The organism is Dactylosporangium sp. NPDC050588 (assembly GCF_040654975.1).
In the GTDB taxonomy this organism is placed as follows: Bacteria; Actinomycetota; Actinomycetes; order Mycobacteriales; family Micromonosporaceae; genus Dactylosporangium; species Dactylosporangium maewongense.
Genome location: NZ_JBFAJA010000014.1, coordinates 18,005 through 42,070 on the forward strand (window position 1 = coordinate 18,005; position 24,066 = coordinate 42,070).

Annotated in this window: 27 protein-coding genes; 21 read left to right on the top strand and 6 right to left on the bottom strand. The window is 70.4% G+C overall.

Going from position 1 to position 24,066, the window contains the following annotated elements:
• The first annotated feature begins 40 nt into the window (after nucleotides 1–40).
• On the top strand, nucleotides 41–232 hold the full coding sequence (locus tag AB0I21_RS11565) for a DUF2945 domain-containing protein (RefSeq protein ID WP_360560341.1): 192 nt from the start codon (nucleotides 41–43) through the stop codon (nucleotides 230–232).
• Here AB0I21_RS11565 and AB0I21_RS11570 read toward each other — a convergent pair.
• Both AB0I21_RS11570 and AB0I21_RS11575 read right to left on the bottom strand, forming a co-directional pair.
• On the bottom strand, nucleotides 229–1,131 hold the full coding sequence (locus AB0I21_RS11570; protein ID WP_360560343.1) for an AAA family ATPase: 903 nt from the start codon (nucleotides 1,129–1,131) through the stop codon (nucleotides 229–231). The genes AB0I21_RS11565 and AB0I21_RS11570 overlap by 4 nt on opposite strands.
• Nucleotides 1,131–2,189, bottom strand: coding sequence for an RNA ligase (locus AB0I21_RS11575; protein ID WP_360560344.1), 1,059 nt, complete (start codon nucleotides 2,187–2,189; stop codon nucleotides 1,131–1,133). Before AB0I21_RS11575 ends, AB0I21_RS11570 begins: the two co-directional genes overlap by 1 nt.
• A 232-nt stretch (nucleotides 2,190–2,421) precedes the next feature.
• Here AB0I21_RS11575 and rpmE point away from each other — a divergent pair, with 232 nt between their 5' ends.
• From rpmE to AB0I21_RS11590, 3 genes are all read left to right on the top strand, one after another.
• Entirely contained in the window at nucleotides 2,422–2,643 is a 222-nt protein-coding gene (gene rpmE / locus AB0I21_RS11580; RefSeq protein WP_344510332.1) for a 50S ribosomal protein L31, read from the top strand.
• 98 nt (nucleotides 2,644–2,741) lie between these two features.
• Nucleotides 2,742–3,848: a peptide chain release factor 1 gene (prfA, locus tag AB0I21_RS11585; protein WP_344510460.1), complete on the top strand. Its 1,107-nt coding sequence runs from the start codon at nucleotides 2,742–2,744 to the stop codon at nucleotides 3,846–3,848.
• Between the two features lie 128 nt (nucleotides 3,849–3,976).
• Complete coding sequence (locus tag AB0I21_RS11590; RefSeq protein WP_344510330.1) at nucleotides 3,977–4,183, top strand: hypothetical protein; 207 nt, start codon at nucleotides 3,977–3,979, stop codon at nucleotides 4,181–4,183.
• A gap of 760 nt (nucleotides 4,184–4,943) precedes the next feature.
• On the opposite strand, the gene AB0I21_RS11595 is transcribed toward AB0I21_RS11590, so the two are convergent.
• Nucleotides 4,944–6,482 carry a GGDEF domain-containing protein gene (locus AB0I21_RS11595; RefSeq protein WP_360560347.1) on the bottom strand — a complete coding sequence of 513 codons (1,539 nt, stop codon included), beginning with the start codon at nucleotides 6,480–6,482 and terminating at the stop codon, nucleotides 4,944–4,946.
• Between the two features lie 34 nt (nucleotides 6,483–6,516).
• On the opposite strand from AB0I21_RS11595, the gene prmC reads away from it, so the two are divergent.
• From prmC to AB0I21_RS11610, 3 genes are read left to right on the top strand one after another with little or no spacing between them, the layout of a single operon-like run.
• The gene (gene prmC / locus AB0I21_RS11600; protein WP_360560349.1) at nucleotides 6,517–7,407 is read left to right on the top strand and encodes a peptide chain release factor N(5)-glutamine methyltransferase; all 891 of its coding nucleotides are present in this window, start codon (nucleotides 6,517–6,519) and stop codon (nucleotides 7,405–7,407) included.
• A gap of 7 nt (nucleotides 7,408–7,414) precedes the next feature.
• Complete coding sequence (locus AB0I21_RS11605) at nucleotides 7,415–8,053, top strand: L-threonylcarbamoyladenylate synthase (protein ID WP_344510456.1); 639 nt, start codon at nucleotides 7,415–7,417, stop codon at nucleotides 8,051–8,053.
• A gap of 6 nt (nucleotides 8,054–8,059) precedes the next feature.
• Nucleotides 8,060–8,629, top strand: coding sequence for a phosphotyrosine protein phosphatase (locus AB0I21_RS11610; protein WP_360560351.1), 570 nt, complete (start codon nucleotides 8,060–8,062; stop codon nucleotides 8,627–8,629).
• 74 nt (nucleotides 8,630–8,703) lie between these two features.
• On the opposite strand, the gene AB0I21_RS11615 is transcribed toward AB0I21_RS11610, so the two are convergent.
• Nucleotides 8,704–10,197 carry an SDR family oxidoreductase gene (locus AB0I21_RS11615; protein ID WP_360560353.1) on the bottom strand — a complete coding sequence of 498 codons (1,494 nt, stop codon included), beginning with the start codon at nucleotides 10,195–10,197 and terminating at the stop codon, nucleotides 8,704–8,706.
• Between the two features lie 44 nt (nucleotides 10,198–10,241).
• On the opposite strand from AB0I21_RS11615, the gene glyA reads away from it, so the two are divergent.
• Complete coding sequence (gene glyA / locus AB0I21_RS11620; protein WP_360560354.1) at nucleotides 10,242–11,492, top strand: serine hydroxymethyltransferase; 1,251 nt, start codon at nucleotides 10,242–10,244, stop codon at nucleotides 11,490–11,492.
• Nucleotides 11,489–11,887 carry a hypothetical protein gene (locus AB0I21_RS11625; RefSeq protein ID WP_360560355.1) on the top strand — a complete coding sequence of 133 codons (399 nt, stop codon included), beginning with the start codon at nucleotides 11,489–11,491 and terminating at the stop codon, nucleotides 11,885–11,887. The genes glyA and AB0I21_RS11625 overlap by 4 nt, the downstream gene beginning before the upstream one ends.
• A gap of 8 nt (nucleotides 11,888–11,895) precedes the next feature.
• Here AB0I21_RS11625 and AB0I21_RS11630 read toward each other — a convergent pair whose 3' ends face one another.
• Nucleotides 11,896–12,348, bottom strand: coding sequence for a hypothetical protein (locus AB0I21_RS11630; RefSeq protein ID WP_360560357.1), 453 nt, complete (start codon nucleotides 12,346–12,348; stop codon nucleotides 11,896–11,898).
• Nucleotides 12,349–12,577: 229 nt separating this feature from the next.
• Between AB0I21_RS11630 and AB0I21_RS11635 the strand changes: the two genes are divergently transcribed.
• From AB0I21_RS11635 to AB0I21_RS11685, 11 genes are all read left to right on the top strand, one after another.
• The gene (locus AB0I21_RS11635; RefSeq protein ID WP_360560358.1) at nucleotides 12,578–12,793 is read left to right on the top strand and encodes an AtpZ/AtpI family protein; all 216 of its coding nucleotides are present in this window, start codon (nucleotides 12,578–12,580) and stop codon (nucleotides 12,791–12,793) included.
• A gap of 34 nt (nucleotides 12,794–12,827) precedes the next feature.
• Nucleotides 12,828–13,601 (top strand): F0F1 ATP synthase subunit A, encoded by a 774-nt coding sequence (atpB, locus tag AB0I21_RS11640; protein ID WP_360560360.1) that lies wholly within the window; start codon nucleotides 12,828–12,830, stop codon nucleotides 13,599–13,601.
• Nucleotides 13,602–13,694: 93 nt separating this feature from the next.
• Nucleotides 13,695–13,919: an ATP synthase F0 subunit C gene (gene atpE / locus AB0I21_RS11645; protein WP_344510314.1), complete on the top strand. Its 225-nt coding sequence runs from the start codon at nucleotides 13,695–13,697 to the stop codon at nucleotides 13,917–13,919.
• A gap of 43 nt (nucleotides 13,920–13,962) precedes the next feature.
• On the top strand, nucleotides 13,963–14,511 hold the full coding sequence (locus tag AB0I21_RS11650) for a F0F1 ATP synthase subunit B (RefSeq protein WP_360560498.1): 549 nt from the start codon (nucleotides 13,963–13,965) through the stop codon (nucleotides 14,509–14,511).
• Nucleotides 14,511–15,329, top strand: a complete 819-nt coding sequence (locus tag AB0I21_RS11655; protein WP_360560363.1) for a F0F1 ATP synthase subunit delta — start codon at nucleotides 14,511–14,513, stop codon at nucleotides 15,327–15,329. The genes AB0I21_RS11650 and AB0I21_RS11655 overlap by 1 nt, the downstream gene beginning before the upstream one ends.
• Nucleotides 15,330–15,369: 40 nt before the next feature.
• A complete protein-coding gene (gene atpA, locus AB0I21_RS11660; protein ID WP_360560364.1) occupies nucleotides 15,370–17,007 on the top strand; it encodes a F0F1 ATP synthase subunit alpha in 1,638 nt (545 codons plus the stop codon).
• A gap of 3 nt (nucleotides 17,008–17,010) precedes the next feature.
• Complete coding sequence (locus AB0I21_RS11665; RefSeq protein WP_360560365.1) at nucleotides 17,011–17,937, top strand: F0F1 ATP synthase subunit gamma; 927 nt, start codon at nucleotides 17,011–17,013, stop codon at nucleotides 17,935–17,937.
• Complete coding sequence (gene atpD, locus AB0I21_RS11670) at nucleotides 17,937–19,364, top strand: F0F1 ATP synthase subunit beta (protein WP_360560366.1); 1,428 nt, start codon at nucleotides 17,937–17,939, stop codon at nucleotides 19,362–19,364. Before AB0I21_RS11665 ends, atpD begins: the two co-directional genes overlap by 1 nt.
• A 257-nt stretch (nucleotides 19,365–19,621) precedes the next feature.
• The gene (locus AB0I21_RS11675; protein WP_360560367.1) at nucleotides 19,622–19,906 is read left to right on the top strand and encodes a F0F1 ATP synthase subunit epsilon; all 285 of its coding nucleotides are present in this window, start codon (nucleotides 19,622–19,624) and stop codon (nucleotides 19,904–19,906) included.
• Nucleotides 19,907–19,922: 16 nt separating this feature from the next.
• Entirely contained in the window at nucleotides 19,923–20,378 is a 456-nt protein-coding gene (locus AB0I21_RS11680; RefSeq protein WP_360560368.1) for a DUF2550 domain-containing protein, read from the top strand.
• Between the two features lie 90 nt (nucleotides 20,379–20,468).
• Nucleotides 20,469–21,806 carry a PQQ-binding-like beta-propeller repeat protein gene (locus AB0I21_RS11685; RefSeq protein WP_360560370.1) on the top strand — a complete coding sequence of 446 codons (1,338 nt, stop codon included), beginning with the start codon at nucleotides 20,469–20,471 and terminating at the stop codon, nucleotides 21,804–21,806.
• Here AB0I21_RS11685 and AB0I21_RS11690 read toward each other — a convergent pair.
• Nucleotides 21,794–22,375: a cob(I)yrinic acid a,c-diamide adenosyltransferase gene (locus AB0I21_RS11690; protein WP_360560371.1), complete on the bottom strand. Its 582-nt coding sequence runs from the start codon at nucleotides 22,373–22,375 to the stop codon at nucleotides 21,794–21,796. The two genes, AB0I21_RS11685 and AB0I21_RS11690, sit on opposite strands and share 13 nt — an antisense overlap.
• Before the next feature lie 28 nt (nucleotides 22,376–22,403).
• Between AB0I21_RS11690 and murA the strand changes: the two genes are divergently transcribed.
• Nucleotides 22,404–23,687: a UDP-N-acetylglucosamine 1-carboxyvinyltransferase gene (murA, locus tag AB0I21_RS11695; RefSeq protein WP_360560373.1), complete on the top strand. Its 1,284-nt coding sequence runs from the start codon at nucleotides 22,404–22,406 to the stop codon at nucleotides 23,685–23,687.
• Nucleotides 23,688–24,066 lie beyond the last annotated feature (379 nt).

Below are 24,066 nucleotides of genomic sequence, written 5' to 3' on the forward strand. Positions count from 1 at the left end.
GTGGACGTGATCCACGGGGGCTTTCGGGTACCTGTACTCCATGAAACGAGGCGACAAGGTGCGCTGGCGGTCGCACGGCAAGACCGTCAACGGCACCGTCATCCGCAGGATCACCGGCCGCACGCAGGCCGCCGGCCGGACCGTCGCCGCTTCCGGGCGCGAGCCGCAGTTCGTGGTGCGGAGCGACAAGACCGGGCGCGAGGCCGTACACAAGCCGGAAGCGCTGAACTAGAAGTTGCCTTCCGCGACCTGGAAGACGGTCAGGCCCAGGGCCCGCCACATCCGGACCACCTGCTGACGGTCGTCGAAGACGCCGACCACGTGATACCGGCTGCGGATCTCCTTGTCGAAGATCTCCTGCTTCACGATGCTGTCGCGGCGCTGGTCGCCGGTGACGCGCATGAACAGGCCCGCGTACGGGACGCCGACGTGCTCGTCCAGCCACGCCGCCGTGTCGTCGCGGCAGTCGTCGGTGCGGCCGCTGCAGTACACGATCTCGTGCCCCGCCGCGTGCATCGCCCGGACCGCCGCGATCACGGGCGCGTTGGGCAGGTCGGTGCGGACCCGGCTGACGTCGTACGGGCTGCGGTCCCCGATCAGCGCGACCGTGCCGTCGATGTCGACCAGCACCACCCGCGGCGCGTCCGGCGGCGGCTCGTACGTCACACCGGGGTCGGTGTCGAGCACCGGCAGCGACAAGGGCAGGGCGCGGCCCGCCAGGTACCGCTGATGCATGGACCGGATCGCCTCCTCACCGACGTGACCGGGGCCCTCGCGCAGCGCGTCGCGCCGGACGCACTCGTCGACGGGCACGTCGGTGAAGTCGCGCACGGTGAAGGCCGCGCCGTGCTTCGCCGCCAGCTCCGCCAGCTCGCGCACGACCCGGGACCGCAGGTTGGTGTCGTCGCACACGACATCGGCGCCGCCGAGCAGCAGCGCGTCGATCGCGGCGTGGTGCGCCTGCGTGACCTCCTTCTCGGCCCGGCCGCGCAGCGCGTCGTCGGCGACCCGGCCGCCGTGCATCATCGCGCGGAGGTCGTCGCGGTTCACGCGGACCAGCCCCGCCTGCTCACGCGCCCAGGTGGTCTTGCCCGAGGCGGGCAGCCCCCGGGTGATGGTCAGCGACGCCATCAGCTCTCCTCCGTCACCATGGGCCGGACCCGCTGCCAGAGCAGGCCCCGGTAGTCCTTGTCGTCGAGGCGCAGGAACAGGCAGCTGCGCGCCGGGTGCTTCGCGACCGCGAGCGCGAACTCCTTGCGCCCCCAGCCGTCGGGCAGCGTAGCGACGGTCGCCTCGTACGCCGACTCGACCTCGGCCGCGAGCGCCGCCGCCTCCTCGCGCAGCCCGTCGGCGATCCTCGTGGCCCACACGTGGAACTCGTCGGGCAGCGGCTCCAGCAGCGCGTCGAGCGTGCCGGCGCCGGCGGCCTCCCACACGACCCGCGCGTTGAGCCCGGTCACGATGCGGTGCAGCCGCACGTACTCCGAATACTTGATCTTCAGTCTGGTGTCGGTGCCGGTGAAGTGCACGACGAGGCCCTCGCGGTTGTCACGCGGCGGCGCGGCGAGCGCGTCGGCGAGCGTCGCGTGGTCGAACGTGTCGACGACCGGGCCCGGCCAGCCGGGCACCGCCTCCGGGCCGTGGCTGCGGCCCGTGGCGATCTCGACCGCGCCGAGGAGCACGAGGTCGTCGAGGCCGTCGTAGTCGAGCACGATCCGGTTCGCCGGGTAGATGATCTCCACCAGCACCGTGAGGCCCTCCGGCGGCGTGAACCGGCCGGCGTACCGCTCGCGGAACAGCGCCGTCGCGTGCCGCGCCTGCTCCGAGTCGAACGAGCCGCGGGTCGCGAACGCCCAGCCGTCCGGCGTCGGGTACATGATGCCCAGCGAGCCGTCGGCCTTGTCGGTGACGCGCACCGGACCGTCGAAGTCCATCTCGGGCACGCCCGGCTGGCCGTGGTTGAAGAACTTCGTGAACGGCCGCGCCAGCACCATGCCGGTCTCGGCGTGCGCGACGAGCCCTCGGCACGCGAGCGTGGCCGCGTTCCAGACGTTCTCGTACTGCGCCTTCTCGGTGTAGTTGTGGATCAGCAGGGGCAGCGAGGGGTGGCGCTGGGTGCGCACGAAGCCGCCGCCGACCATCTCGGCCAGCAGCGCCGGGTCACACAGTGCGTCGATGTGAAGGCTCATAGCACGGGTCAGGGTAGGTGAGCCGTGCTCGCCTTATTCGCGTGTACTTGGGTGCGGCGCGGTTACCATGCTTCGCTTGCTTCGGCGGCGGGAATGCCGGCGGGGGGGAGTGGCGTTACAGACACCGGTTGAGGTGCCGTGACCCGGTCATGGCAGACTTGACCGACGGCCAGACCAGGTTCCGGTTCACGCCACACGGCGACCCGGCGACCACGACGAAAGGACGGCGGCCATGAAGCCGGACATCCACCCGCAGTATGCGACCACCGAGGTCACCTGTTCCTGCGGCAACGCTTTCACCACCCGCAGCACCGCCAAGGGCGGCACGATCCATGTGGAGACGTGCTCCGTCTGCCACCCGTTCTACACGGGCAAGCAGCGTGTGCTCGACACGGCCGGCCGGGTCGCGAAGTTCCAGCAGAAGTACGCGAAGGTCCAGGCCAAGAAGGCCTAGCTGCGCCTCCGGCGCCCGCACCACCTCCGTCCTGGCACGGGGGTCGGTGCGGGCGCCGACTTCGTCCTTGGCCGTTTTCTCCCGCAATGGGGTTCTCCATGAGCACCGACACCTCCTCAGGCCAGCGACTGCAGGCGCTTCTCGCCGAATATCAGGAGCTCGAGCAGAAGCTCGCCGACCCGAGCATCCACGCCGACCAGGGCCTGGCTCGCAAGACCGGCCGGCGCTTCGCCGAGCTGTCGCCGATCGCGAAGACCTCCGGCGAGCTCGACGCGGCCCGCGAGGACCTCGCGGCGGCCCGCGAGCTGGCCGCCGAGGACCCGGCGTTCGGCGGCGAGGCCGACGAGCTGGAGGCGCGCATCCCGCACATCGAGGAGCGCCTGGCCGAGCTGCTCGCCCCGCGCGACCCCAACGACGCCAAGGACATCATCCTGGAGGTCAAGGCGGGCGAGGGCGGCGAGGAGTCCGCCCTGTTCGCCGGCGACCTGCTGCGGATGTACATGCGCTACGCCGAGCGCCACGGCTGGCAGACCGAGGTCCTCGACTCGCAGGAGTCCGACCTGGGCGGCTTCAAGGACGTCGCCGTGTCCATCAAGACCCGTGGCATCCCCGAGGCCGGCAACGGCGTCTGGTCCAGGCTCAAGTGGGAGGGCGGCGTCCACCGCGTCCAGCGCGTGCCGGCCACCGAGTCGCAGGGCCGCATCCACACCAGCGCCGCCGGTGTCCTCGTCACCCCCGAGATCGAGGAGGCGGGCGAGATCGAGGTCGACGCCAACGACCTGCGCATCGACGTCTTCCGCTCCTCGGGCCCCGGCGGCCAGAGCGTCAACACCACTGACTCCGCCGTCCGCATCACGCACCTTCCGACCGGCATCGTCGTCTCCTGCCAGAACGAGCGCTCCCAGCTGCAGAACAAGGACCGCGCGATGCGCATGCTCAAGGTCAAGCTGGCCGCCCTCGCCGAGGAGCAGGCCGCCGCCGCGGCAGGCGACGCCCGCCGCTCCCAGGTGCGCACCGTCGACCGCTCCGAGCGCATCCGCACCTACAACTACCCGCAGAACCGTATCTCCGACCACCGCATCGGTTACACGGCGTACAACCTGGACCTGGCCATGGCCGGCGACCTCGACGGCGTCCTGGACGCCCTGGCCGACGCCGACCGCAAGGCCCGCCTCGCGGGTGACGACCAGCTCAGCCGAGGGTGATGCGGGTCTAACGCAGACGTCACATAGCGGAAACGGTGCAGGGGCAGCCTGGAGTCAGGTAGCGTTTCGAGCCGGATGACCTTACCGATCGTGATCACGCTGCCGAGCCGAGCCTCCGGAGGGACGCCATGCCATCGTCGCCCGTCGACCTGTCCACAGCCCCACGCGTAGTGGTCGGCACCGCCGCCGACCTGATCTACAAGGTGGGTCTGTCGATGCTCGGCGCCGACCGCATGCCCACCGCCAAGGCCAACGCCTGGGCCGCCGTCTGCGCCGACCAGGAGCGCGCCCGCATCCGCGAGGAGAACGCCCGCATCCTGCACGCCGTCCGCTGACCCGCCCCCAGCTCTTTCCTCACGACTCTTTCCTCACGCTGCGACCCCCTCCCAATTCCGAAATATCCGGCACCTTGGGAGCACTGTCGCCACCCCGACACCTCGCCAGCATCCCACCTGGCCTCTCGCGCAGCGCATCTTCCGGATCATGTGGAACCGCTCCGGCACCGCCCGGTCAAGCAAGCGATGTTCGCCACTACCTGATGATCCCGTGCGGTTTCCGGTAGCCAGGACTGCGGAACTGATTCAGGACCGCCCGGAGCTTCCGTGATCCGGTAGAGATTGTGTAGTCAGGGGTGCACAAGGTCTTCCGGATCATGGGGATTGGCCTGGTACCGCCCGGTCTATCGAGCGATGTTCGCCACTACCTCGTGATCCCGTGCGGTTCTGGTGGTCGGGACTGCCGAGCTGATTTGGGACTGCCCGGAGTTTCCGTGATCCGGTAGAGATTGTGTGGTCAGGGGTGCATAAGGTCTTCCGGATCATGGGGGTTGGTCTGGTACCGCCCGGTCTGGCGAGCGATGTTTGTCACTGCCTCGTGATCCCGTGTGGTTCTGGTAGCCAGGACTACCGAAACCATTCGAATCGTGAGAGAGCAGGCCCCGGCCACCGCGGTGGGTGGCCACCGGATGCGGCGCGCAGGCGGCGCTTGGCCTGGCTCGCGTCTCGGCGCGGGCAGTGCGTCGCGGAGCGGCGCATTGGGGTGCGGGTGAGAATCCCCGCCGGGACCCGCCGCGCAGCGGTGGGGCGGAAGCACAGCTCAGCTGGCGGCGCGGGGGCGGGGGGTTTTGGCGCGCAGCATGGCGTGGTCGGCGGCTTCGAAGGCTTCGGCGACCGACTCGAAGTCCTCGCCCGACAGGCCGGCCCAGCCGATGGTGACGCCGACGGGGGTGCCCGGGACGAGGGCGTGCCAGTCCTCGGCGGCGACGGCGGCGACGATGCGGCGCTGGATCTCGCGGGCCTCGGCGGCCGAGGTGGTGGGCAGGACGACGACGAACTCGTCGCCGCCGTAGCGGGCCACGAAGTCGCCCTTGCGCATGACGCGGTTGAGCACGCCGGCGACGCGTTGCAGGACGAGGTCGCCGGAGAGGTGGCCGTGGCGGGTGTTGACCTGTTTGAAGCCGTCCAGGTCGCAGACGCCCAGGACGGCGTGGCCGCCGGTGGCGACGAGCTTGGTGACGTGCTCCTCGAGGTAGCGGCGGTTGGGCAGGCCGGTGAGGGGGTCGGTCTGGGCCTCGCCGCGGTGGAAGTCGACGCGGCGGACCAGGTCCTCGTGGTCCAGGAGCGCGGCGATGCCTTCCACGAAGAGGTCGCGGAGCCGGTCGGGCTGCACGTTGGCGACGTGGAAGGCATGGCGGTCGGCGTGGTACGCCGAGCGGTAGTCGCCGGTGCCCAGATGGGCCAGGGCGCGGAGGCGGTGCTGCTCGGCGGCGCCCAGGGACTCGTCGCTGACGTGGGCGGTCTCCAGGCGGGCGACGGCCTCGATCGGGCGGCGCTCGGCGATGGCCTTGCAGACGGCGCCGAGGGTGCGCAGGTCGCGGGCGCGGGTGGACATGCCGGCGGACTCCAGCAGCGGCCACGGGTCGACGTCGGTGACGAGGCCCTGGATGCCGAGGGTGCCCAGGCGCAGGACCGCGTAGCCGAGCGCGCCGCGTGCGATGGGGCGCAGCTTGTCGAGGTCGTTGTCCTTGTGCTTGCGCTCGAGGTCGCTCACGACGTCGCGCAGTATGCGCTGGCAGCCCTCGCTGTCGCCGAGGTGGTCCAGCTCGACGGCGTGCAGGAGGCGGATCTGCGGGGTGGCGAAGTCCGTGTTGGCGGTGGCGACCCCGACCTCGGCGGCGACCTCGCGAGCCTTCTCCATGGCGGCGTTCGCGTGCTCGTGGAAGCCGGTGTAGGAGTAGGCCATCGCCAGGTTGTGCCAGCCCCACGCGGTGGTCTCGTCGGTGAGCTCGACGGCGCCGAGGGCCCGCGAGCCGTGCACGAGCGCGCGGACGCAGCGGTCCAGCGAGCCCGCCCGCAGGGCGACGATCGCGGCGAGGGCCTGCAGCTCACCGTACTGCGCCGGGTCCTGCACCTGGCGGGCGGCGGCGAGGCCGGCGTCGAGGGCGGCCGGGTAGTCCTCGGCGCGGCCCATGTTGATCAGGGCGATGAGCCGCAGGGTGAGCGCCTCGACGCGGTCGTGCGGGGGCTGGTCGCCGGCCAGGATGCGGTCGATGACCGTCATCGCCTCGCCGAGGTGGTCGTCGAAGATCAGGCGCCGGGCGCGGGTCAGCTCCGACGTGCGGTCTGCCACCGCCATCGGGCCCTCCTTTCGCGCGCCCCATGATTATGGGGTGCACAGCACCGAAGATGACATGCCGGACGGCGAAACCGCCACGCTTTCCATGGTGATCGCGACCGCCACCCGCGCGCTGGACCTCGCGGGGGTGGCGTCGCCGCGGGTCGACGCGGAGCTGATCGCCGCCCACGTGCTGGGAATCTCCAGGTCGCGGCTGCTGACCGCACCCTTGCCGGACGCGGGACAACGGGCGCGGATCAGCGACCTCGTCGGCCGGAGAAGCGCGCGGGTTCCGTTGCAGCACCTGACCGGCACGGCGCCGTTCTACGGGCACGAGCTCGCGGTCGGCGAGGGCGTCTTCATCCCACGGTTCGAGACGGAGCTGCTGGTGGAGTGGGCGCAGAAGGCGCGGCGGCAGCTCGTACAGACGCCGAAAACGACAATCGTGGACCTCTGTGGCGGGTCGGGAGCCATCGCCATCGCGATGCAAGACGCGGGCACCGACGTGTGGTGCGTGGAGCGGAGCCCCGCCGCGCTGCGGTGGCTGCGGCGCAACGTGGCGGGCCTGGCGCCGGACGTCCACGTGGTCGAGGGCGACGTGACCGACCCGGCCACCCTGCGCGAGCTCGACGGCACGGTCGACCTGGTGCTGAGCAACCCGCCCTACGTCCCGGAAGGCGCGCCGGTCGATGTGGAGGTTTCGGTGTACGACCCGCACGACGCCGTGTTCGCGGGCGGCGACGGCCTGGCGCTCATGCCGGGGCTCGTCGACCGGGCGGCCGGGCTGCTGCGGCCCGGCGGGCGGCTGGGGATCGAGCACGACGACAGCCACGGCGAGACGCTGCCGGCGCTGATCCGCGCGACCGGGCGCTTCGACGAGGTGACGGACCACCGCGATCTCGCCGGACGCCCGCGCTTCGTCACCGCCCGGCGGGTGGCAGACTAGCCGCGTGATGCTCTACGACTGCAGCCAGCTTGCCGAGCGCGACCGTGGGATCGCCGCCGCGATCGAGGCGGTGGGCCGCGGCGACCTGGTCGTCATGCCGACCGACACGGTTTACGGCATCGGCGCCGACGCGTTCAAGTCCTGGTCGGTCACCGCGCTCAACAACGCCAAGGGCAGCTCCGCGCCGGTGCCGGTGCTCGTCGGCTCCCGGCACACCCTCGACGGGCTCGTCTTCGGGCTGCCGCAGGCGGCGCGCGACCTCGTCGACGCGTTCTGGCCGGGCGCGCTCACGATCGTCGTCGAGCACGCGCCGAGCCTGCAGTGGGACCTCGGCGGCGGCGACGGCACGGTCGCGGTGCGCATGCCGCTGCACCCGATCGCGCTGGAGGTGCTGCGCGAGACCGGACCGATGGCGGTCTCGTCGGCCAACAAGCAGGGCCAGCCGGCGGCGGAGACCGCGGCCGAGGCCCGCGACCAGCTGGGCTATTCGGTGAGCGTCTACCTGGAGGGTGGCCCGTGCCCCGAGCCGGTCGCCAGCACGATCATCTCGGTGACCAACAGCGAGCACCGGGTGCTGCGGGCCGGCGCGATCCCGATCGAGAAGCTGCGCGAGGTCGTGCCGACCCTGATCGGCCTGGAGGACTGAGGCCGCATGGCGCCGTTCAGCGTCCTGTGCGTGTGCATGGGCAACATCTGCCGGTCGCCGATGGCCGAGCGGCTGCTCGTCGCCGACCTCGCCGCCCTCGGCGCGCCGCCTGACCTGGTCTATGTCCACGGCGCCGGCACCGGCGGATGGCACGCGGGGGAGCCGATGGACCCGCAGGCGGCCCGGCAGGTGCTCGCCCGGGGTGGCGACACCGCGGGCTTCCGCGCCCGCAAGCTGCTGGCCGAGCACGTCGACGCCTCGGATCTGGTGCTGACCGCGACGGCCGAACAGGTCGACTTCGTGGTGTCCCTGCGACCGGACGCGGCGAGCCGGACGTTCGTGTGGGGGCAGTTCGCGCGCCTGCTGCCGTCGGTGGCGGCGGACCTGCCCGCGACCGCCGACGTGTACGACCGTGGCGTGGCGCTCGTCGACCTGGTGGACAAGGCCCGCGACGAGGTGCGTGACGAGGACGACCTGGCCGATCCGTGGGGCCGCCCCGACGACTTCTTCGGCATCGTCGCCGACCAGGTCCAGGCGCTGACCCGCCCCCTCGCGGCGGCGCTGCTCAACCGCTGACCGCGCGCCGACGCACGAGAAGACCGCGCGCCGACGCACGGGGAAGACCGCGTGCCGGCGCACGGGGAAGACGGTCAGCCGCTGACGTCCGCGGTCTCGGTCAAGGGCAGGCGCTCGGCCGAGCGGGCGATGTCGCGCGCCATGCCGCCGAAGATGACCGCGTGGAAGGGCGCGACGGCGAGCCAGTACAGGTGGCCGGCCAGTCCGCGCGGCAGGAAGACGGCGCGCTGCTCGTACACCAGCCGCCCCCGCTGATCGAGTGCCACGCGCATCTCGAGCCAGGCCTGACCCGGAAGCTTCATCTCGGCGCGCAGCCGCAGCAGCTCGCCCGGCACGATCTCCTCGACGCGCCAGAAGTCCAGCGCCTCGCCGACGTAGAGGCGGTGCGGGTCGCGGCGGCCGCGGCGCAGCCCGACCCCGCCCACGAGCCGGTCCAGCCAGCCGCGGACCGACCAGGCGAGCGGGAAGGAGTGCCAGCCGTTCTGCCCGCCGATCGCCTCGATGACGCGCCACAGCTGGTCCGGCGCGGCCTCGACGGTCCGGCTGCGTTCGTCGCGGTACACCGTGCCGCCGGACCACGCGGGATCCGACGGCAGCGGGTCGCTCGGCGCGCCCGGGAGCGCCGCGTTGGCCCAGCGGGTCTCCACGTCCGCGTCGCGGATCCTGCGCAGCGCGAGCCGGACGGCGAGGTCGAAGCCGGTGAGCCCGTCGTGCGGGTCGGGCACGAACGCGGCGATGTCGTGCTCGCGGCAGACCGCCTCGTGGATGAGGCTGCCGACGAGCGGGCGGGCGATCCGGTTGGGCACCGGTGTGACCAGGCCGACCCAGTGCGACGACAGCCACGGGGTGAGCGCCCGGACCGGCAGCACGGTCCGCCGCGGGAGGCCCGCGACGACGGCGTACCGCCGCATCATCTCGGCGTACGTGAGCACGTCGGGACCGCCGATGTCGAACGCCCGGTTGAGCGGCACGGGGAAGACGGTCGCGGCGGCGACGAGGTAGCGCAGGACGTCGCGGATCGCGATCGGCTGGATCCGGTTGTGCACCCAGCGGGGGGTGATCATGACGGGCAGTCGCTCGGTGAGGTACCGCAGCATCTCGAACGACGCCGAGCCGGAGCCGATGATGACGGCCGCGCGCAGCACGACGGTCGGCACGCCGCTGCGCAGGAAGATGTCGGCGACCTCGCCGCGCGAGCGCAGATGCGGCGAGGCGGTCTTCTCGCTCGGCGACGGCCCGCCCAGATAGACGATCCGCTGCACGCCGGCGTCGACCGCGGCGACGGCGAGGTTGAGCGCGCTGAGCCGGTCGACGTCCTCGAACGCCGCCTGCCCGAGCGCGTGGACCAGGTAGTAGACGACGTCGACGTCGCGCATGGCGTCGGTGAGGCGCTCGTCCTGCTCCTCCACGAGGTCGCCCTGCACGATCTCGACGCGGCCGGCCCACGGCACGTCCCGCAGCCGCCGCGGGTCGCGGGTCAGGCAGCGGACCTCGTGGCCCGCGGCGAGGAGACGGGGGACCAGCCGGCCGCCGACATACCCGGTCGCGCCGGTCACGAGGCATCGCATGACTTCATGCTTACCCTGCGCTCATGCCCCCTAGACTCGTTTTCATGGGCGACACCTACTGGGGGCCGGACTTCGACGCGCTCCGCGAGACGGACCCGCAGATCGCCGACGTCGTCCTCGACGAGCTGCAACGCCTGCGCGGCGGCCTGCAGCTCATCGCGAGCGAAAACTTCACCTCGCCCGCGGTCCTGGCCGCGCTGGGTTCGACGCTGACCAACAAGTACGCGGAGGGCTACCCGGGCCGCCGCTACTACGGCGGCTGCGCGGCCGTCGACCGGGCCGAGGAGCTCGCGATCGAGCGGGCCAAGGCGCTGTTCGGCGCCGAGCACGCCAACGTCCAGCCGCACAGCGGCGCGAGCGCCAACCTCGCGGCGTACGCGGCGCTGCTCATGCCCGGCGACACCGTTCTGGCGATAGAGCTGCCGCACGGCGGGCACCTCACCCACGGCAGCAAGGTCAACTTCTCCGGCAAGTGGTTCAACACGGTCGGGTACCCGGTGCGCCGCGAGGACGAGCTGATCGACTACGACGAGGTGCGCGACCTCGCCCTCAGCCATCGTCCCGCGATGATCATCTGCGGGGCCACCGCCTATCCGCGGCTGATCGACTTCGCCCGCTTCCGCGCGATCGCCGACGAGGTCGGCGCCTACCTGATGGTCGACGCGGCGCACTTCATCGGCCTCGTCGCCGGCAAGGCGATCCCGTCGCCGGTCGAGCACGCCGACGTGGTCAGCTGCACGACGCACAAGGTGCTGCGCGGCCCGCGCGGCGGCATGCTGCTGTGCCGGGAGTCCCTCGCGCAGCGCATCGACAAGGCGGTCTTCCCGTTCACGCAGGGCGGGCCGCTCATGCACGCGGTCGCGGCGAAGGCGGTCGCGCTGCACGAGGCGGCGCAGCCGGCGTTCGTGGACTACGCGGCCCAGGTCGTGCGCAACGCGCGGGCGCTCGCCGCCGGGCTCGAGGCGCAGGGGATGCGGCCGGTGTCCGGCGGCACCGACACCCACCTGGCCCTCATCGACCTGCGCGGGCTCGGGATCACCGGGCGCGACGCCGAGGAGCGCTGCGACGCCGCGGGGATCACCCTGAACAAGAACGCCATCCCGTACGACCCGGAGAAGCCGATGACCGCCTCCGGGGTGCGGGTCGGCACGCCTTCGGTGACGACGCAGGGGATGGGCGAGGCGGAGATGGCCGAGATCGCTGAGCTGATCGGCGGCGCGATCCGCGGTGAGCAGGTCGGCGACCGGGTGACCGAGCTGGTCGGGCGGTTCCCGGCGTATCCTGCTCCACTGTGAGGAAGCGACTGCAGCACCTGCCGACCGCGTTGATCGCGATGGGCGGCCTGCTCGTGGCCGCCGTGCCGCTCGCCTGGTGGCGTGACGGCGGCACCGGCGCGCTCGGCGCCCTCGCCGGTGTGGCGCTCGTCATGCTGAGCTACACCGTGTCGAGCCTGATCATCGCGGTGACCGACCTGCGGGCCCGGCACCTGCTGATGCCGGTGGCGCTCGGCACGTACATCCTGAAGTTCGCGATCATCGGCGTCGTCATGTGGATCGTGGCGGAGACCGGCTGGGGCGGCCTGCCGTGGCTGGGCGCGCTGGTGATCGCCGGGACGCTGATCTGGGTCGCCGCCCAGGCGGTCTGGGTGTGGCGGGCGAAGATCCCCTACGTGGAGATCGAGCCCTCCTAGCGGCGCCGTCAGCAGGGATTGCGGCGCTCTCCGCTGGCGTTCGACAGCCCGGAGTTGCGCCGGTTGTCGTACACGTTGGCCTCCACGTGGGTGCGGAAGGTGCCGGCCGCGCAGGCGGTGCCGACCTGCCGGGTCCTGGCCGCCGCGGACTGCTCGCGGGTCGTGTAAGCCGCGTTGGTGACGAACGTGTCCTGGGCCACCGTGACCCAGGTGCCGCCGTCGTTGCGCTGCAGGCGGATGGTGACGGTCAGCCCGTCGGGACCGGGGGAGTCGCAGCGGAACTGCGCGGCGGCGACGATCCTGCCGCCCTTCTCCGCGGGTCGCTGCGGTGAAACCGAACACACGACCCGCTGGCCGCCGCCGCTCGACGCCGTCCGCGACCTGTCGCCGGGGTCGGTCTTGGTGATCACGATGGCGGTCAGAATGACGAAAAACGCGATGACGGCGTTGCGCAAGGTCATCACCCCCATACGCATTGTTATCCTTGACCTTCAGCTAACCCCCTGGGAGTGACCGTGCGCAACATTCACTCACGCATCAGTCGTGTAGTTGACGTTCGCCTGGCGTTAGGCGTAGTAACGTTGACGGCCGTCGGTTGATGGCACCCGGCCCCTAGAGCAACCCCCGCGCGACGAGCACGCGGGGGTCGATGCACGGGTGCTCCCGGCAGGCTGATATGGTCACCGCGTCATGGCCGGTAACCAGACACCCAAGCAGTCCGGATCGAGTGGTGCCAACGAAGGTTGGGCCGCCGTCGGATACCTCATCTCGGGCATCGCCGTGTGGGGCTTCGTCGGCTGGCTGATCGACGAGTGGCTCAACGCCGGAGGAATCGTCACGGCGATCGGGTGTGTGCTCGGCGCCGCTGGTGGCATCTACCTGGTCGTCAAGCGCCTCGGCGCCTGACGCACCGGTTGTATTGATAAACGAGAGGGACGTGGTGAGCGGTCTGGTTCTGGCGGAGACGCCTTTCCCGCCCAGCGTGGAAGACATCTTCCCTCCCCACCTGTTCGGTGTGGAGTGGCTGACCAAGTTCAGCCTGTTCCTGTGGCTGGCCGTGGCGCTGGTGCTCATCTACTTCCTGGTCTCCTACCGCGACCCCAAGATCGTCCCGACCAAGAAGCAGTGGCTCGCCGAGTCGATCTACGGCTTCGTGCGGGAAGGCGTCGCGAAGGACGTCATCGGCCACGAGGGGCTGCGGTTCGCGCCATACCTCGCGTCGCTGTTCGTCTTCATCCTGGTCGGCAACATCTTCTCGATCATCCCGTTCATCCAGGTCTCGCCGATGGCGCACATCGCGTTCCCGGCCGGCCTGGCGATCTGCACGTATGTGCTGTACCTGTTCCAGGGCATCAAGAAGCACGGCTTCGCCGGCTACATCAAGCACGCCGTCTACCTGCCCGCCCCGTGGTACATGCAGTTCCTGCTGATCCCGATCGAGTTCCTGCAGGCCTTCATCCTCCAGCCGGTCACGCTCGCCCTGCGTCTGTTCGCCAACATGTTCGCCGGGCACATGCTGCTGCTGGTCTTCACGCTCGGCGGCTTCGCGCTGCTCAACGCGGAGAGCTTCTTCCTCAAGCCCATCTCGCTGGTCTCGTGGGCGATGACCATCGGGCTCACCTTCTTCGAGCTGCTGATCGCGGCGCTGCAGGCCTATGTCTTCACGCTGCTGACCGCCAACTACCTGGCCGGCGTTCTCGCCGACGAGCACTGAGCGCACCCCCGCTTCGAATTCGAAAGCGAAACGCACCACCTTTTTTCAGTTGTCCCGCGTGAACGTCACGCGAGATCTCAGGAGGAATTCCACATGGACCACCTGGCAGCAGTCAACGGCAGCCTCAGCGCCATCGGCTACGGCCTTGCCGCCATCGGCCCCGGTATCGGCGTCGGCATCATCTTCGCGTCGTACATCCAGTCCACGGCTCGCCAGCCCGAGTCGGCCGGTCTGACCCGTACGTACATGTTCCTCGGCTTCGCCGTGGTCGAGGCGCTCGCCCTCCTCGGCATCGCCTTCGGCTTCGTCTTCAAGTAAGCCACCCGCCTCCACCAACATTTAGAGCGGGAGGTTTCCCATGCTGCAGTTCCTGGCTGAAGAGGGAGCTGGACACAACCCGATCATCCCGATCTGGCAGGAGATCGTCGTCGGCCTGATCGCCTTCGGCATCCTGTGCTTCGTGCTGATGAAGTTCGTCTTCCCGCGCATGGAGGAGACCTTCCGCGCACGGGTCGACGCGATCGAGGGTGGCATCAAGCGCGCCGAGGAGGCGCAGGCCGAGGCCAACCGGCTGCTGGAGCAGTACAAGCAGCAGCTCGCCGAGGCTCGCACCGAGGCGGCCAGCATCCGTGACGAGGCGCGCGCCGACGCCACGGGCATCCGTGAGGACATCCTCGCGAAGGCCCGTGAGGAGAGCGACCGCATCATCGCGGCCGGCCGCGAGGCCCTGCAGACCGAGCGGCAGACCATCGTCCGTCAGCTGCGTGCCGAGATCGGCTCGCTCGCGGTCGACCTCGCCGGCCGGATCGTCGGGGAGTCGCTGGAGGAAGAGGCCCGCCGCCGTGGCACGGTCGAGCGGTTCCTCGACGAGATCGGTGACAGTCCTGCCGGCACCGCAGGGCGGCGTTGATGGACACCATCAACCGGGAGTCCTACGGAGCCGCTGCCGACCAGCTCGCCGCATTCGCGGCGAGCGCTGACGTTCAGCGGATCGGTGCCGTCGGCGAGGAGATCCTCGCGGTGGCCGGGCTGCTGGGGCGTGAGCGGCGGCTGCGCCGGGCCCTGGCCGACCCGGGTCGCTCCGGCGACGACCACGCCGCGCTCCTTCGCTCGGTCCTTTCGGGCAAGGTCAGCGCCGAGGCCGTCGACATCCTCGCGACCCTGGTCACGGGCCGCTGGTCCGGCCCCGGTGCGCTCCTGGACGGCGTCGAGCTGCTCGGGGTCACCGCGGTGCTGTCCGGCGTCGACCGCGCCGGCGACCTCGGCGACGTCGAGGACGAGCTCTTCCGGTTCGGGCAGGTCGTCTCCGGCGACACCCGTCTCGCCACGGCGCTCGCCGACTCCACGTCGCCGCTGCCGGCGCGGGTCCAGCTGATCCAGGACCTGCTCGGTGGCAAGGTCAAGCCGGCCACCGCCCGGCTCGCGGAGCTGGCGGCCGCCGGATTCGGCGGCCGGGGCTTCGAGAGCTCGTTGACCCGCCTCATCGAGCTGGCCGCGAAGCAGCGCGACCACTCGGTGGCCTACGTCACGACCGCGGTCCCCCTGACCGAGGCTGACGAGCAGCGCCTGGCCGGTCGTCTCGCCGAGCTGTACGGTCGAGAGGTCTCCCTGAAGATCGACGTCGATCCTCGCATCCTCGGTGGTGTGCGGGTCAAGGTCGGGTCGGACCTGTATGACGGCACGGTGTCGCGGCGTCTCGCCGAGGCGAAGACGGCACTCGCCAACTAATCCCCGAAGCTTGATTCACTTCCAGATAGAAGGTTGAGGAATGGCCGAGCTGACCATCTCCTCGGACGACATTCGGGGCGCACTCGAGCGCTACGTGTCGTCCGTTGATTCACGGATCTCCCGCGAGGAGGTCGGCGTCGTCTCGTACGCCGGCGACGGTATCGCCCAGGTCGAGGGTCTGCCCTCGACGATGGCCAACGAGCTGCTCGAGTTCGAGGACGGCACGCTCGGCGTCTCGCTCAACCTTGACGTGCGCGAGATCGGTGTCGTCGTCCTCGGCGACTTCGAGCGCATCGAGGAAGGTCAGCAGGTCAAGCGGACCGGCCGCGTGCTCTCGGTCCCGGTCGGCGACGCCTTCCTCGGCCGCGTGGTCAACCCGCTCGGCGAGCCGATCGACGACCGTGGCGAGATCGCCAACGAGGGCTTCCGTGAGCTCGAGCTCCAGGCGCCCAACGTCATGGCCCGCCAGCCCGTCAAGGAGCCCCTGCAGACCGGCATCAAGGCGATCGACGCCATGACCGCCATCGGCCGGGGCCAGCGCCAGCTGATCATCGGTGACCGTAAGACGGGCAAGACCACGGTCGCGCTCGACACGATCATCAACCAGCGCGACAACTGGAAGTCCGGCGACCCGAAGAAGCAGGTCCGCTGCATCTACGTCGCCATCGGTCAGAAGGCCTCGACGATCGCCGCGACCCAGGGCATCCTCGAGGAGCAGGGCGCGATGGAGTACACCACCATCGTCGCCTCCCCGGCGTCCGACCCGGCGGGCTTCAAGTACCTGGCCCCCTACGCCGGCTCGGCCATCGGCCAGCACTGGATGTACGGCGGCAAGCACGTCCTGATCGTCTTCGACGACCTGACGAAGCAGGCCGAGGCCTACCGCGCCGTTTCGCTGCTGCTGCGCCGCCCGCCGGGCCGCGAGGCCTACCCGGGCGACGTCTTCTACTTGCACTCCCGGCTCCTGGAGCGCTGCGCGAAGCTGTCCGAGGAGCTCGGTGGCGGCTCGATGACCGGTCTGCCGATCATCGAGACCAAGGCCAACGACATCTCGGCGTACATCCCGACCAACGTCATCTCGATCACCGACGGTCAGGTCTTCCTCGAGTCCGACCTGTTCAACCAGGGCGTGCGCCCCGCCATCAACGTCGGCACCTCGGTGTCCCGCGTCGGCGGTTCCGCCCAGGTCAAGGGCATGAAGGACGTCGCCGGCCGCCTGCGGCTGGACCTCGCGCAGTACCGCGAGCTGGAGGCCTTCTCGGCGTTCGCGTCCGACCTGGACAAGGCGTCGCGGGCCCAGCTGGACAAGGGCGCCCGCCTGGTCGAGCTGCTCAAGCAGCCGCAGTTCTCCCCGTTCGCGGTCGAGGACCAGATCGTCTCGGTGTGGGCCGGCACCACCGGCAAGCTCGACGACGTGCCGGTCAGCGAGATCCGCCGCTTCGAGGGCGAGTTCCTGCAGTACCTCCGCAGCAACCGCAAGGAGCTCATCGCCGCCATCGCGGAGTCGAAGAAGCTGCCGCAGGAGACGATCGACGGCCTGACCGACGCGATCGCCCACTTCAAGAAGACGTTCACGGCGAAGGGTTCCGACGCGCCGCTCAACGAGGCTCCGGCCAAGGCGCTGCAGGGTGAGCAGGCTCGCGAGACCGTCACCCGCCAGGTCCGGAAGTCGGGCTGAGCCATGGCCGGTCAGGTACAGGCACTGCGCCGGAGGATCCGCACGGTCAAGTCGACCAAGAAGATCACCAAGGCGCAGGAGCTCGTCGCCACGAGCCGCATCGGTAAGGCACAGGAGCGGGTCGCCGCGTCGCTGCCCTACGCCGAGGCGATCACGGGCGTGCTGACGGCACTGGCGACCAACACCAACGTCGACCACCCGCTGCTGGTGCCGCGCACCCCGGTCCGCCGGGCCGGGGTGCTGCTGGTCACCAGCGACCGGGGCCTCTGCGGCGGCTACAACGCCAACGCGATCCGCCAGGCCGAGCAGCTCATCGCCCGCTTGCGCGCCGACGGCAAGCAGGTCGCGCTCTACGTCTCCGGGCGCAAGGGCGTGGCGTACTACCGGTTCCGCGGTCGCGAGATCGCGGGCAGCTGGACCGGTTTCTCCGAGCAGCCGCGGTTCGAGAACGCGCGGGAGATCGGCGAGACCCTGATCCAGGCCTTCGTCAACGGCGCCGACGACACGGTGGACGGCCCCGGCCCGGACGGCATCTACGGTGTCGACGAGCTGTACATGGTCCACACCCAGTTCCGCTCGCTCATGACGCAGACCCCCGTCGCGCGCATCGTCGCTCCGATGGAGGTCGAGGAGCAGCAGGTCTCCGGGCCGCTGCCGGCGTACGAGTTCGAGCCGGAGGCCGAGGAGCTGCTTGAGGCGCTCCTGCCGAAGTACATCAACACGCGGATCTTCGCGGCGTTGCTGGACTCGGCGGCGAGTGAGTCGGCGGCCCGCCGGCGTGCCATGAAGAGCGCCTCAGACAACGCCGACGACCTGCTGAAGCGGTACACGCGGGAGATGAACTCCGCGCGGCAGGCGGCGATCACCCAGGAGATCAGTGAGATCGTCGGCGGCGCCAACGCGCTGGCGGCGGCGGGAAGTGATGTGTGATGACTGCACCAGCGAAGACCGCGGTCGGCCGCGTCGTCCGGGTCATCGGCCCGGTCGTCGACGCCGAGTTCCCGCGCGACGCCATGCCCGACATCTACAACGCGTTGCACGTCGAGGTGACCCTGTCCGAGGGCACCAAGAAGCTGACGCTCGAGGTCGCGCAGCACCTCGGTGACAACCTGGTGCGCGCCATCTCCATGCAGCCGACGGACGGCCTCGTCCGCGGCGCCGAGGTGCACGACACCGGCGCGGGCATCTCGGTGCCGGTCGGCGACGTCACCAAGGGCCACGTGTTCAACGCCCTCGGCGAGGTGCTCAACGCCGACGAGTCGAAGCTCGAGATCAACGAGCGCTGGGAGATCCACCGCAAGGCTCCCGCGTACGCCGAGCTCGAGCCGAAGACCGAGATGCTGGAGACCGGCATCAAGGTCCTCGACCTGCTCGCGCCGTACGTGCGTGGTGGCAAGATCGGCCTGTTCGGTGGTGCCGGCGTCGGCAAGACCGTTCTGATCCAGGAGATGATCATCCGGGTCGCCCGGAACTTCGGTGGCACCTCGGTGTTCGCCGGCGTCGGCGAGCGCACCCGTGAGGGCAACGACCTCATCCTGGAGATGGCCGAGGGCAACGTCCTGGACAAGACCGCCCTGGTCTTCGGCCAGATGGACGAGCCGCCCGGCACCCGTCTGCGGGTCGCGCTGTCCGCGCTGACCATGGCGGAGTACTTCCGTGACGTGCAGAACCAGGAGGTGCTGCTCTTCATCGACAACATCTTCCGGTTCACGCAGGCCGGCTCGGAGGTCTCGACGCTGCTCGGCCGTATGCCGAGCGCCGTCGGCTACCAGCCGACCCTGGCCGACGAGATGGGTCAGCTGCAGGAGCGCATCACCTCCGTCCGGGGCAAGGCCATCACCTCGCTCCAGGCGATCTACGTGCCCGCCGACGACTACACCGACCCGGCGCCGGCCACCACGTTCGCCCACCTGGACGCGACGACCAACCTCGAGCGGTCGATCTCGGACAAGGGCATCTACCCGGCCGTCGACCCGCTGGCGTCCTCCTCGCGCATCCTCGCGCCTGAGTACGTCGGCATCGAGCACTACACGGTCGCCCGCGAGGTGCAGCGGATCCTGCAGAAGTACAAGGACCTGCAGGACATCATCGCCATCCTCGGTATGGACGAGCTGTCCGAAGAGGACAAGGTCACGGTCGGCCGTGCCCGGCGCATCGAGCGGTTCCTGTCGCAGAACACCTACGCGGCGGAGCAGTTCACCAACGTCCCCGGTTCGACCGTCCCGCTCAAGGAGACGATCGAGTCGTTCAAGAAGATCTCCGAGGGTGAGTACGATCACTTCCCCGAGCAGGCCTTCTTCATGTGTGGCGGTCTCGAGGACCTCGAGCGCAACGCGCACGAGCTCATGAAGGACTGACATATAGCCGTACGGCAAAGGGCGTCTCCCGCTTCGGGGGGCGCCCTTTTCTGCTTGGTTTTCAGGAAAACGCCACCATGACGGCGTGACATACGTCACGCTCTGAAGTGTTGAGTGGTCATCTGCAGCACGATTGCGGATCGCCGCTCCACCGGCATTTCAGGAGTTGTGCCAACGTGGCGAGGCCCACTGCTCGCCGCGTCGGATCATTGACTACACTCGGCAAAACCGAATCGCGCACACGAGGAGTAACTAGCGTGGCGAGGCAGCTGCACGTCGAGCTCGTAGCCGTCGAGGAAAAAGTCTGGTCCGGTGACGCCGACATGGTCATGGCGCGCACGACGGAGGGCGAGCTCGGTGTGCTTCCCGGTCACGCGCCGCTCCTCGGTCAGTTGGCCGAGCCCGGCCAGGTGCGCATCAAGCACTCCGGTGGGCAGGAGATCGCCTTCGACGTCTCGGGCGGGTTCCTCTCCGTCACGGCGACCGGGGTGACGGTGCTGGCCGAGAGCTGCACCCCCGCCTCCGCGCAAGCCGCGCACTGACCGGCGGGCGGCGTTGGTGAGGATCGTCGAGGGAATCGGCATCGGGGTCCTCATCCTGCTCGCCGCTCTGGCGCTGCTCTTCCTGCGCCGCGTGGTCATCGCCCGGCAGGGCGGCACGATCGAGCTGGGTGTCCGGCTGAGCACCATGGTGCCCGGCCGGGGCTGGTCCGCTGGCCTGGCCCGCTTCGCCGGCGACGAGCTGAAGTGGTATCGCATCTTCAGTTTCTGGCCCGGCCCGCGCCGGGTGCTTTCCCGGCGTGGGCTCTCCGTCGACCGTCGTCGCACCCCCGACCCGGCCGAGCTGCTGGTGCTTCCGCCGGACTGGGTGATCGTGCGGTGCGTCAGCCGGCAGTCGCCGGTCGAGATCGCGATGGCGGAGCGGGCGCTGACCGGGTTCCTGTCCTGGGTCGAGGCGGCCCCTCCGGGTGAGTCGACCCCGGAGACCCGGCCGTACAGGTATCGCACAAACTAAGCAGAAATTGACGTTTATCTTTCTCCTGGTGGGCACTGACGCCGTCTGAGAGCGCTCTCCCAGTGGCCGTCACCCCTAGGAGAACCACGTATGTCCAGATTGCTCGCTGCCGTGGTGATTTCCGCGGCAGTGCTGTTCGCGGTGCCCGCGCCCGCCTCTGCGGCCGCGACCTGCGGCACCACCGACATCGCGCTCAACCGGCCCGCCACCGCATCGTCGTCGGAGAACGACAGCCTGCTGCCGGCGAAGGCGTTCGACGGCAATCCCGCCACCCGCTGGTCGAGCGCCTTCAGCGACCCGCAGTGGCTCCAGGTCGACCTCGGCGGCGCCCAACTGCTGTGCCGGGTCGTGCTGCGGTGGGAGGCCGCCTACGCCCGCACGTTCACGCTGCAGGGCTCGCCGGACGGCACGCCGTGGTTCGACCTCGTGCCGGCGGCCACCGGCACCGGCGGGACGCAGACCCTGTCCGTCGCCGCCACGTCGGCCGCCCGGCACGTCCGCCTGACCGGCCTCACCCGCGCCACCCGCTACGGCTACTCGTTGTTCGAGGTCGAGGTGTACCCGGCGGTGGTGCCCCCGACCGCTTCGGCGGCGTGGCCCACCTGGGGCGGCGGCGCCGGACACGCGGGCGTCAACCTGGGGGAGCGGACACTCGGCGCCGCCAACGTGGGGACCCTGCACCGGCTGCGGCTGGCCGGCGCCGACATCGAGGCGCCCGTCGTCGCCAACGGCATCGCCTACGGTCAGGCGAACACCTTGCAGTTCGCCGCCACCGACCCGGCGTCCGGCGCGGTGCGCTGGACCACGCCGCCAGCGACCGAGCCCGCGCTGCGCTACACCACCGGCGGGACCGTCGGCAACGGCCTCGCCTACGCCGGGACGCAGATCGGCTTCATCCACGCGTTCGACGCCATGACCGGGGTCGAGCGGTGGAACTTCCGCATCGACGGCAACCAGCTCTTCAACGCGCCGATCCTGGTCGGTGGCACCCTCTACGCCAAGGGTGACGCGCCGGGCGACAACACGCTCGTGTACGCCTTCGACGCCGCGACCGGCGCGGTGCGCTGGACCCGTGAGCTCACCGGCTACACGACGGCGACGGTGGCGTACGACAGCGGCCGGCTCTACGTCGCCGGCGGCAACGTCCAGACGCTGACCGCCATCGACGCGACCACGGGCGCGGTGCTGTGGTCGGTGCCCGCCAGCCAGTCGATGTTGACGCCGGTGGCCGCCTCGGGCCGGGTCGACCTCGGCTTCAACGGGCTGGTCGCCTACGACGGAGCCACCGGACGGACGCTGTGGACCCGCCCGGGCACCTTCGGCTTCCCCGCTGTGCAGGACACGACCCTCTACAGCGTCGACCTGGCCACCCCGCCGGTCCTGCACGCGATCGACCCGGCGACCGGCGCGGACGTCTACGGCACCTGACGGTTGGCCCCCGGCACCCACTTCACGTCGCCGTCCGGGTTCGCGATGCGGCCGAGGATGAACAGCAGGTCCGACAGCCGGTTCAGGTACTTCACCGCCAGCTCGTTCGTGTGCTCCGGGTCGAGCTCCATCAGCGCCCACGCGCTGCGCTCGGCCCGGCGCGTCACCGTCCTCGCCACGTTGAGCAGCGCCGCGCCGGGTGTGCCGCCGGGGAGGATGAACGAGTCGAGCTTCGGCAGGCGCTCGTTGAACTCGTCGCACCACGTCTCCAGCCGGGTCAGGTACTCCTCGGTGACCCGCAGCGGCGGATACTCGGGCTCCGCCGTGATCGGGTTGCACAGGTCCGCGCCCACGTCGAAGAGATCGTTCTGCACGACGGTCAGCACCGCCCGCAGTTCCTCGGCCAGCTCACCCATCGCGACCGCGACCCCGAGTGCGGCGTTGGCCTCGTCGACGTCGGCATACGCGCCGATGCGTGGATGGGTCTTCGGCACGCGGGAGAAGTCGCCCAATCCGGTCGTGCCGGTGTCACCGGTCTTCGTGTAGATGCGGGTGAGATGAATGGCCATGGGCTTCACCGTACGGAATGCACCTACGATGGCGGTCGTGGACGTGATCCGTGTGAAGGGCGGCGCCAGGCTCGCCGGTGACGTGTCGGTGGTCGGCGCCAAGAATTCCGCCTTGAAGCTCATGGCCGCCGCGCTGCTGGCGACCGGGCGTTCGGTGCTCACCAACGTGCCCCGCATCACCGACATCGCCATCATGGCGGAGGTGCTGCGCCGCCTCGGCTGCGAGGTCGAGCAGGACGAGGACCGCGTCATCATCGACGTGCCCGAGCGGCTCGGCACCGAGGCCGACTACGACCTCGTGCGCCGGCTGCGCGCCTCGATCTGCGTCCTCGGCCCGCTGCTGGCGCGCTGCGGCCACGTCCGCGTCGCGCACCCCGGCGGCGACGCGATCGGCTCGCGCGGCCTCGACATGCACGTCGAGGGCCTGCGCCGGATGGGCGCGGACATCTCCGGCGAGCACGGCTTCGTCATCGCCACCGCCCCCAAGCTGCACGGCGCCACCATCTGGCTCGACTTCCCGAGCGTCGGCGCCACCGAGAACCTGCTCATGGCCGCGGTACTGGCGAACGGCCGCACCGAGATCGACAACGCGGCCCGCGAGCCGGAGATCGTCGACATCTGCCGCATGCTCACCGACATGGGCGCCGACATCTCCGGCGCCGGCTCCTCCCGCCTCGTCATCGAGGGCGTCCCCGAGCTGCGCCCCGTCTCGCACCGCACCGTCGGCGACCGCATCGTCGCCGGCACCTGGGCCTTCGCTGCCGCCATGACCCGCGGCGACGTGACCGTGCACGGCATCGACCCGAGCTTCCTGGAGATCGCGCTGGACAAGGTCGCCACCGCGGGCGGCCAGGTCGACACCGCCCCGGACTCCTTCCGCGTCCGGATGGCCGACCGCCCCCGCGCCGTCGACGTGGTCACCCTGCCGTTCCCCGGCTTCGCCACCGACCTGCTGCCCATGGCGGTCGGCCTGGCCTCCGTCAGCGAGGGCTCGTCCCTCATCACGGAGAACATCTTCGACGGCCGCTTCATGTTCATCAACGAGATGTCCCGCCTCGGCGCCGACATCCGCACCGACGGCCACCACGCGGTGGTCCGCGGCGTCGAACGCCTCTCCGGCGCCCCGGTCACCGCCACCGACATCCGCGCCGGCGCGGGCCTGGCCATCGCCGGCCTCTGCGCCGACGGCGTCACCGAGATCCGCCACGTGCACCACATCGACCGCGGCTACCCGAGCTTCGAGTCGGACCTGCGCGGCCTGGGCGTCGAGGTCGAACGCGCCGTCGCACCCCCCGACCAGTTCGACTTCTGAGCTGCTGTAATTCCCCCCACCGCTGCCGCGGCGGGGCCCGGCGGGGATGCTCACCCGCACCCCAATGCGTCGCTCCGCGACGCACTGCCCGCGCCGAGACGCGAGGCAGGGCAAGCGGCGCATGCGCGCCGCATCCGGGTGCCGGGCGCCGTGGAAGCCTCATGATCCCGTGTGGTTCCGGTAGCCAGAGCTACTACAACCCTTCGGGATCACGGCGGGCCGCCGGTTTCCGTGATCCGGAAGAGTTTGTGCTGCTATGACGACACAAACTCTTCCGGATCATGAGGAGTGGGCGGAGGGTGGCCGGGCTGGGGTGGCGTAGCTGCTTGCGGTGCGGGTGAGGATCTCCGCCGGGCCGCCGCCGCGGAAGCGCAGCGGG